Annotated in this window: 7 protein-coding genes; 5 read left to right on the plus strand and 2 right to left on the minus strand. The window is 63.8% G+C overall.

The window, feature by feature from the left end:
* Positions 1-93 precede the first annotated feature (93 nt).
* Genes AO064_RS14890 through AO064_RS14900 form a run of 3 tightly spaced genes read left to right on the plus strand, consistent with a single transcriptional unit; the run spans position 94 to position 1,846 of the window.
* A complete protein-coding gene (locus AO064_RS14890) occupies positions 94-615 on the plus strand; it encodes a DUF3455 domain-containing protein (RefSeq protein WP_012723914.1) in 522 nt (173 codons plus the stop codon).
* 50 nt (positions 616-665) lie between these two features.
* A complete protein-coding gene (locus tag AO064_RS14895; RefSeq protein WP_064053814.1) occupies positions 666-1,181 on the plus strand; it encodes a sigma-70 family RNA polymerase sigma factor in 516 nt (171 codons plus the stop codon).
* Positions 1,178-1,846: an anti-sigma factor gene (locus AO064_RS14900; RefSeq protein ID WP_064053815.1), complete on the plus strand. Its 669-nt coding sequence runs from the start codon at positions 1,178-1,180 to the stop codon at positions 1,844-1,846. Before AO064_RS14895 ends, AO064_RS14900 begins: the two co-directional genes overlap by 4 nt.
* Here AO064_RS14900 and AO064_RS14905 read toward each other — a convergent pair whose 3' ends face one another.
* Entirely contained in the window at positions 1,847-3,148 is a 1,302-nt protein-coding gene (locus tag AO064_RS14905) for an ATP-binding protein (RefSeq protein ID WP_064053816.1), read from the minus strand.
* 3 nt (positions 3,149-3,151) lie between these two features.
* Entirely contained in the window at positions 3,152-3,853 is a 702-nt protein-coding gene (locus tag AO064_RS14910; protein ID WP_064053817.1) for a response regulator, read from the minus strand.
* A 171-nt stretch (positions 3,854-4,024) separates the two neighbouring features.
* Between AO064_RS14910 and AO064_RS14915 the strand changes: the two genes are divergently transcribed.
* Both AO064_RS14915 and AO064_RS14920 read left to right on the plus strand, forming a co-directional pair.
* Positions 4,025-5,167, plus strand: a complete 1,143-nt coding sequence (locus AO064_RS14915) for an efflux RND transporter periplasmic adaptor subunit (protein ID WP_064053818.1) — start codon at positions 4,025-4,027, stop codon at positions 5,165-5,167.
* Positions 5,168-5,173: 6 nt separating this feature from the next.
* Positions 5,174-8,266 carry an efflux RND transporter permease subunit gene (locus tag AO064_RS14920; RefSeq protein WP_064053819.1) on the plus strand — a complete coding sequence of 1,031 codons (3,093 nt, stop codon included), beginning with the start codon at positions 5,174-5,176 and terminating at the stop codon, positions 8,264-8,266.
* Positions 8,267-8,512: the final 246 nt, after the last annotated feature.

Here is an 8,512-nt window from a genome sequence, read left to right on the forward strand (position 1 = left end):
CCGCGTTTATTTTCTAATCACTGCATCCAATCGTGCGTGCCATGGGTAGTCCTTTCAGTCATCCCCCTGTTTTACTGAAATGGAGAAGTACCCATGAACGCTAAAGCACTGTTCTGTCTCACCGCCCTGCTCGCCGCCGCACCCGCAGCCTTTGCCCAGACCGGCTTGCCCGACAGCATCAAAGTGCCGGACGGCCACAAGGTGGCACTGGAGACCACCGGCGTCGGCGAAATCACCTACGAGTGCCGGGACAAAGCCAACGCCGCCGGCCAGACCGAATGGACCTTCGTCGGCCCCAAGGCCGTGTTGAATGACCGCAGCGGCAAGCAAGTCGGCACCTATTTCGGCCCACCCGCCACCTGGCAGGCCAAGGACGGTTCGACAGTCACCGGCACCCAGCTGGCCGTGGCGCCGTCCGGTGCGGGCAACCTTCCCTACCAACTGGTCAAGGCCAACCCGGCCGAAGGCAAGGGCGCGATGAGCGGTGTGAGTTACATCCAGCGGGTTGCGTTAGAGGGGGGCGTAGCACCGAACAGCGCGTGCACGGCGGCCAACAAGGGCAAGCAGGAAGTGGTCAAGTACAAGGCTGATTACATCTTCTGGGCAGCCAACTGAATAAATACGGCTACGCTGCCCCCAATGACGTTGGTTGGGGGGAGCACCGCGTGTTCGATTACGAAGCCTGTCTGCTGGCCTGCGCCCGTGGCGATCAACGCGCCTTGCGCGCGCTCTATCAGCAGGAAAGCAGCCATCTGCTTGGCGTGGCGCTGCGTATCGTCAGGGACAAGTCCCTCGCCGAAGATATCGTGCATGACGCGTTCATCAAGATCTGGCGCGGCGCCGGCAGCTTTGACCCCACTCGCGGGTCGGCCCGTGGCTGGGTGTTCAGCGTGACCCGCCACCTGGCGCTCAACGTCGTGCGTAACCATTATCGCGAAGTCCCGTTGGGCGACGAACACGAGCCAGTCGCTGCGACCGACACCTTTGAGTTCAGCGCACGCACGGGGCAAGTCCACACCTGCCTGGAGCAGCTCGATCCGACCCGTCGCACGTGCATCCTGCATGCCTATGTCGACGGTTATTCCCACAGCGAAATCGCCCAGAAACTCGACACCCCGCTGGGGACCGTCAAGGCCTGGATCAAACGTAGCCTCGCCGCGCTGCGGGAGTGCATGACATGAGCAACCCACTGGACGAACTGGCCAGCGAATACGTGCTGGGCACCCTGCCTGGCGAACAACGCGCGGAAGTGGAACAGCGCCTGAGCCACGACGCCGAGTTACGCGCGGCAGTGGACGCCTGGGAGCAACGCCTGTTGCCGTTGACCGCCTTGGCGGAGCCCGTGCCCCCCTCCTCCGAGTTGTGGCCACGCATCGAACGCAGCACCGCCGGCGCCCGCACACCTTGGTGGGACCTGCTCGCCGTATGGCGTGGCCTGGCCGGTGCCGGGCTGGTGGCTACGCTGGTGCTGGCCGCACTGCTGCTGACCCGTCCGCCCAACCTGGAACCCAGCTTTGTGGTGGTGCTGGTGGCTCCGCAAAGCCAGGCCCCGGGCTGGGTGATTCAGGCCAGCAATAACCAGCAGATTCAGTTGATCCCATTGGGCGTGATGGAAGTACCGGCGGACAAGGCCCTGCAGTTCTGGACCAAGGGCGATGGTTGGCAAGGGCCGGTGTCGCTGGGGTTGGTCAAACCCGGCCAGACGCTGTCGGTGCCGTTGGACCAGTTGCCGCCGCTGACGCAGAACCAGCTGTTCGAACTGACCCTGGAAGACCCGCGCGGCTCGCCGACCGGCAAGCCCACCGGGCCGATCCAGGCGATCGGCCGCGCCGTCAAAGTGCTGTGATCAGGCGACGCTGGGCAACCACACCCGGAACCGCGCGCCGCCCAATGGCGACGCCAATGCGGTCAAGGTGCCGCCCTGGGCCTCCAAGGCGCGCCGGCTGATGGCCAGGCCCAGGCCGAAGCCGCCGGTGGCGCGGTCACGGCTGCGGTCAAGGCGGTAGAACGGCTCGAAGATGCGTTCACGCTGGTCGAGCGGGATGCCGATACCGTCATCGTCGACCCAGATTTCACAGCCCTTGGGGCACACCTTGACGCCCACCTGGATGCGTTTTTCGCAGTAACGCGTGGCATTGCGCAGCAGGTTCTGCAAGGCACGGGCGGTGAGGCGCGGATCAAGACTGAACCGTTCCACCGCGCAATCGAGCGCCACGTCGATGACGATCTCGGGGTTTTCCAGTTCGTCATCGACGCTGCCAAGCACACTGTCGATAAACTCATCGAGCACCACCTCGACCCGCTCCGGCAGTTGCGCCGGGTTTTGCAGGCGGCTGTAGGACAGCAACTCCAGCACCAGTTCATCCAGCTCGCGGATATGCGCCACCAGGCTTTGCAGGCGTTCGCGGCTGGCCTCGGGCAAGTCTTCGGAAAGCGCCAGGGCCAGGCCGAAATCCAGGCGTGTGAGCGGCGTGCGCAATTCATGGGAGACGGCATTGAGCAGGTCGCGCTGCTGGTTGAGCAGGTGCTCGATGTCGTCGGCCATGGTGTCGAACACCGAAGCCAGGCTGCCAATGCTGGAGCTGGCCGGAATACGCGTGCGCTCGGCCAGGTTGCCCCGGCCCAATTGCCCGGCGGTGCTTTTCAAGCGCTCGAGGTCGCGCCAGTGCGGACGCAGCCACACCAGCAGGCACGCCAGCAGCGCGGCGACGATCAGTACGTTGATGGCCCAGTACAGCACGTTCATGTCCATCGGATCCGGCGGGATCGTCAGCTTGACCACGAATTGCTCATTGATCGGCGAGCTGATTTCCTCCATCCAGCCCCATTCCCCAAGGCGCACCACCGATTTGCCTTGCTCCAGCAGTTTTTCCTGCGCGGGGCTATAGCTGGCGTCCTGGCGCAGCAGCAACTGCACTCTGAGCGGCGCGAAGTCGTGGCCCAATTGCTCGGTCACCTGTGACCAGCGTTCCACCGGTGCCCGCAGGTATTGCTTGACGATCAGCTTCTGCTGGCCGCGGGTCTGCTCGATGTTGTAGTTCATGTAGCGGTGTTCAAACAGCTGGATCACCAGCGAGGGGATCAAGTAGATCGCCAGGCTGTAGGTGACGATGGTGATCAGGTAGAGGCGCAGCAGTACACGGAACATGGCTCAGCATTCCCACTCGGAACGGCTGAACAGGTAGCCCTTGCCCCACACCGTCTTGATCTTGCGCGCCTCACCGGCGTTGTCGTCGAACTTGCGGCGCAGCTTGGAGATGGCTACATCCACCGAACGGTCGGTGCCGTTGAACTCGATACCGCGCAAGCGCTGCAGGATCTGGTCGCGGCTGAGCACTTCGCCGGCGTGCCGCGCCAGCACCACCAACAGGTTGTATTCGCCGCTGGACAGCTCCACCGACTGCCCGCGCCAGGTCACGGTGCGTTCCGACAGGTCGATGCACAGGTTGCCCATGATGATCTGGTCGTTGGCCGCCTGGGGCTCGGACAAACTGCTGCGCCGCAGCAATGTACGGACACGGGCGAGCAGCACACGCGGCTCGCAGGGTTTGGTCACGTAATCGTCGGCGCCCATTTCCAGGCCCAGCACTTGGTCGTGGCTGTCGTCGCGGGCGGTGAGCATCAGGATCGGCAGGCCCGCCGAATCGGCGCGCAACAGGCGGCACACCTGCAGGCCGTCGAGGCCGGGCAGCATCAGGTCGAGGATCACCAGGTCCGGCGGGTTCAGGCGGGCGCGTTCACGGACATGGTCGCCGCGGCTGAGCACGCTGACCTGGTAGCCATTGCGTTCCAGGTAGCTGGCAATCAGCTCGGAGAGTGCGGCGTCGTCTTCCACCAGGAGGATGTTGGGCATGGTGTTTCCAAATAATGCGGTTTGTTGGTGTGGTGCAGGATTGTGCAAGGATATACGCCCCCGGCGCCCCGCGCGCCGCACCTTACATTTCTTCACACACCACCTACACAGCTTCACAGCACCACGGCGCAGGTGACTTTAGGATGCGCCAGTCAATATTGGGATAAGAGCATGTCGAAGAATCTGTTTGCGCCGTTTTGCCTGCTGGCCCTCACCCTGGCCCTGAGCGCGTGTGACAAATCCGCCGCCGAGGCACCGGAAATGCCCCTGGCCAAAGTGCGCATCGAAACCCTCGCCGCCAAGCCCCTGTCCATCACCAGCGAACTGAGTGGGCGCATTGCCGCGCCGCGCATTGCCGAAGTGCGCGCACGAGTCGCCGGCGTGGTGATGCAGCGGGTGTTCAAGGAAGGCCACGACGTGAAACAGGGCGACGTGCTGTTTCGCATTGACCCCGCGCCGTTCAAGGCCGATCTCGACAGCGCCCAGGCCAACCTGAGCAAGGCCGAGGCCAATGCCTTCCAGGCGCGCCTGCAAGAGCAGCGCTACAGCCAGTTGGTGGAAGGCAACGCCATCAGCGGCCAGGACTACGACAACGCCCGCGCCGCCGTGCGCCAGACCAACGCCGAGGTCGCCGCCAACAAGGCGGCGGTCGAGCGCGCCAAGCTGAACCTGGGCTACGCCACCGTGACCGCGCCGATTTCCGGGCGCATCGGCCGGGCGCTGGTGACGGAAGGCGCACTGGTCGGCCAGAACGAGGCCACGCCGCTGGCGATCATCCAGCAATTGGACCCGATCCACGCCGACCTGACCCAGTCCACCCGCGAGCTGAATGATCTGCGCCGGGCCTTCCGCGCCGGCCGCTTGAAGCAGGTCGGCCAGGACCAGGCCAAAGCCACGCTGATCCAGGACGACGGCAGTCTCTACCCATTGCCGGGCAAATTGCTGTTCGCCGAGATCAGCGTCGACCCTGGCACCGGGCAGATCATCCTGCGCAGCGAATTCCCCAACCCGGACCTCGACCTGCTGCCCGGCAGCTTTGTACGGGTGCGCCTGGAACAGGCCGTCGACAAGCAAGGCATCAGCGTGCCGCAACGCGCCATCACCCGTGACAGCGCCGGCATTCCGATGGTGCTGCTACTGGACGCCGAGCAAACGGTGACCCAGCAACCGGTGGAGTTGGGCGCGGTGATCGAGGACCGCTGGATCGTCAGCAGCGGCCTCAAGCCCGGTGACCGTATCGTCGTCGAAGGCCTGCAACATGCGCGCCCCGGTGAAAAAGTTGAAGTGGACGCCAGCCCGCTCGTAAAGGAATAACCTGTCATGCCGCAGTTCTTTATTGACCGCCCGATCTTCGCCTGGGTGGTGGCCCTGTTTATCCTGCTGGCCGGCGCGCTCGCCATCCCGCAACTGCCGGTGGCGCAGTACCCCAACGTCGCGCCGCCGAAAGTCGAGATCTATGCGGTGTACCCGGGCGCCTCGGCCCAGACCCTGGACGAAAGCGTGGTCAGCCTGATCGAGCAGGAGCTCAACGGCGCCGACCACCTGCTGTATTTCGAGTCGCAGAGCAGCCTGGGCTCGGCCACCATCACCGCGACGTTCCAGCCGGGCACCAACCCGGAAATGGCTCAGGTTGACGTGCAAAACCGCCTCAAGGCCGTGGAACCGCGCCTGCCGCAAGCGGTGACCCAGCAAGGTTTGCAGGTGGAGAAAGTCTCCGCCGGCTTCCTGCTGCTGGTGACCCTCACGTCCAACGACGGCAAGCTCGATGACGTAGCGCTCAGTGACTACCTGGCGCGCAACGTGATGAACGAACTCAAGCGCCTGGACGGTGTGGGCAAGGCCCAGCTGTATGGTGCCGAGCGCGCCATGCGCATCTGGATCGACCCGCAGAAACTGATCGGTTTCAACCTCACCCCGGCCGATGTGAACGCCGCGATCAGCGCGCAGAACGCCCAAGTATCCGCCGGCAGCATCGGTGATTTGCCGGGTACGAACAGCCAGGAAATCACTGCGGCGGTGCTGGTCAAGGGCCAGCTGTCGACGCCGGCCGAATTCGCCGACATCGTGCTCAAGGCCAACCCGGACGGTTCCACCGTGCGCATCGGCGACGTGGCGCGAGTGGAAGTCGGTAGCCAGGAATACCAGTTCTCCACGCGCCTGAATGGCAAACCGTCCACCGCGGTCAGCGTGCAACTATCACCGGGTGCCAACGCGCTGAACACTGCGACGCTGGTGCGGGCGAAGATGGACGAGTTGTCGCGCTTCTTCCCGGCCAATGTGGAATACAAGATCCCGTACGACACTTCGCCGTTCGTCAAAGTCTCGATCACCAAGGTGGTCTACACGTTGCTCGAGGCGATGGCGCTGGTGTTTGCGGTGATGTTCCTGTTCCTGCAGAACGTGCGTTACACGCTGATCCCCACGCTGGTGGTGCCGATTGCGTTGATGGGCACCTTCGCGACCATGTTGTTGCTGGGCTTTTCGATCAACGTACTGACCATGTTCGGCATGGTGTTGGCGATCGGCATCCTGGTGGACGATGCGATCGTGGTGGTGGAGAACGTCGAGCGGATCATGGCCACCGAGGGCCTGTCGCCCAAGGACGCGACCAAGAAGGCCATGGGCCAGATCACCGGTGCCATCGTCGGCATCACGCTGGTGCTGGTGGCGGTGTTCCTGCCGATGGGGTTCATGGCGGGTTCGGTGGGGGTGATCTATCAGCAGTTCTCGCTGTCGATGGCCACCTCGATCCTGTTCTCGGCGTTCCTGGCCCTGACCTTGACCCCAGCCCTGTGCGCCACCTTGCTCAAGCCGATTGCCAAGGATGAGCACCACGCCAAGGGCGGTTTCTTCGGCGGGTTCAACAAGCGCTTCGAACAGCTCACCGACCGCTATGAAGGCTGGGTGGCCTACGCCCTCAAGCGCAGCGGACGCTACCTGCTGATTTACCTGGTGCTGCTGGTCGGCCTGGGATGGATGTTCAGCCGCCTGCCCTCCTCGTTCCTGCCGGTGGAAGACCAGGGCTACACCATCACTGACATCCAGTTGCCACCGGGTGCGAGCAAGAACCGCACGGTGCAGGTGGCCGAGCAGATCGAAGCGCATAACGCCGGCGAGCCTGGGGTGGGCGATACCACCATGATCATGGGCTTCAGTTTCTCCGGCTCGGGGCAGAACGCGGCGCTGGCGTTTACCACGCTCAAGGATTGGTCGGAACGCAGCAGCGATGACTCTGCGTCCTCGATTGCCGACCGTGCCAACATGGCCTTCAGCGAGCTCAAGGACGCGATCGCCTATGCGATCCTGCCGCCGCCTGTGGATGGCCTGGGCACCTCGAGCGGCTTCGAATTCCGCTTGCAGGACCGTGGTGGTGTCGGCCATGCCGCCTTGATGGCGGCGCGCACCGAGTTGCTGGCCGCCGCCGCAAAAAGCCCGATCCTGGCCAACGTGCGCGAAAGCGCCCTGGCCGAAGCCCCGCAAGTGCAGTTGGAGGTGGACCGCAAGCAGGCCAACGCGCTGGGCGTGTCGTTTGCCGACGTCGGCAACGTGCTGTCCTCGGCCATCGGTTCGGCCTACATCAATGACTTCCCCAACCAGGGCCGCATGCAGCGGGTGGTGGTGCAGGCCGAGGGTGACCAGCGCAGCCAGGTGGCGGACTTGATGAAGATCAACGTGCGCAACAACGCCGGGAAGATGGTGCCGTTGTCGGCGTTTGTCGAAGCCAAGTGGACCCAGGGCCCGACGCAGTTGACCCGTTACAACGGCTACCCGGCCATCGCGATTTCCGGCGAAGCGGCACCGGGGCACAGCACCGGTGAGGCGATGGATGAGATCCAGCGACTGGTCAGCCAGTTGCCGGCCGGCCTGGGCCAGGAATGGACCGGATTGTCGCTGCAGGAGCGCCTGTCCGGCGCCCAGGCACCGTTGCTGCTCGGCCTGTCGCTGCTGATCGTGTTCTTGTGCCTGGCGGCATTGTATGAAAGCTGGTCGATTCCGACCTCGGTGTTGCTGGTGGTGCCGTTGGGCGTGCTCGGTGCAGTGGTGGCCGTCTCCTTGCGCGGCATGCCCAACGATGTGTTCTTCAAGGTCGGCTTGATCACCATCATTGGCTTGTCGGCGAAAAACGCGATCCTGATCATCGAGTTCGCCAAGGACCTGTACGACCAGGGTGAAGACCTGATCACCGCCACTTTGAAGGCTGCACGGTTGCGCTTGCGGCCGATCATCATGACGTCCCTGGCGTTCATCCTCGGCGTGGTGCCGCTGGCGATTGCCACGGGGGCCAGCTCGGCCAGCCAGCAGGCTATCGGCACGGGTGTGATCGGCGGGATGATCACCGCGACGCTGGCGGTGGTGTTTGTGCCGGTGTTTTTTGTGGTGGTGATGAAGCTGGTCAAAAAAAGCCCCAAGTAGACACGGGAAAAAATGTGGGAGGGGGCTTGCCCCCGATGACCATAGGCATCTACACAACGCAGTAGCAACCACACTAACCACGATGCGAAGCGAGTCGCTGTTGATCCTGATCTTGATCTCGCTTTTGATCTCAGGCGCCCCGTCAAACACGCTGGCCGTAATCCGACAGGGATTTGGGGGGTAAACCGGCAGGGATGCCGGTTTAGCCGCCCCGCGCCATGGATGGCGCGTGGCGGCGGCCCCCCA

This window comes from Pseudomonas marginalis, assembly GCF_001645105.1.
GTDB classification, from domain to species: domain Bacteria; phylum Pseudomonadota; class Gammaproteobacteria; order Pseudomonadales; family Pseudomonadaceae; genus Aquipseudomonas; species Aquipseudomonas petroselini.

What these genes read in the sequence shown, in the direction of transcription:
- AO064_RS14920 (WP_064053819.1), top strand. Translation starts at nt 5,174, where the DNA reads ATGCCGCAGTTCTTTATTGACCGCCCGATCTTCGCCTGGGTGGTGGCC.
- AO064_RS14900 (WP_064053815.1), top strand. Translation starts at nt 1,178, where the DNA reads ATGAGCAACCCACTGGACGAACTGGCCAGCGAATACGTGCTGGGCACC.
- AO064_RS14915 (WP_064053818.1), top strand. Translation starts at nt 4,025, where the DNA reads ATGTCGAAGAATCTGTTTGCGCCGTTTTGCCTGCTGGCCCTCACCCTG.
- AO064_RS14910 (WP_064053817.1), bottom strand. Translation starts at nt 3,853, where the DNA reads ATGCCCAACATCCTCCTGGTGGAAGACGACGCCGCACTCTCCGAGCTG.
- AO064_RS14890 (WP_012723914.1), top strand. Translation starts at nt 94, where the DNA reads ATGAACGCTAAAGCACTGTTCTGTCTCACCGCCCTGCTCGCCGCCGCA.
- AO064_RS14905 (WP_064053816.1), bottom strand. Translation starts at nt 3,148, where the DNA reads ATGTTCCGTGTACTGCTGCGCCTCTACCTGATCACCATCGTCACCTAC.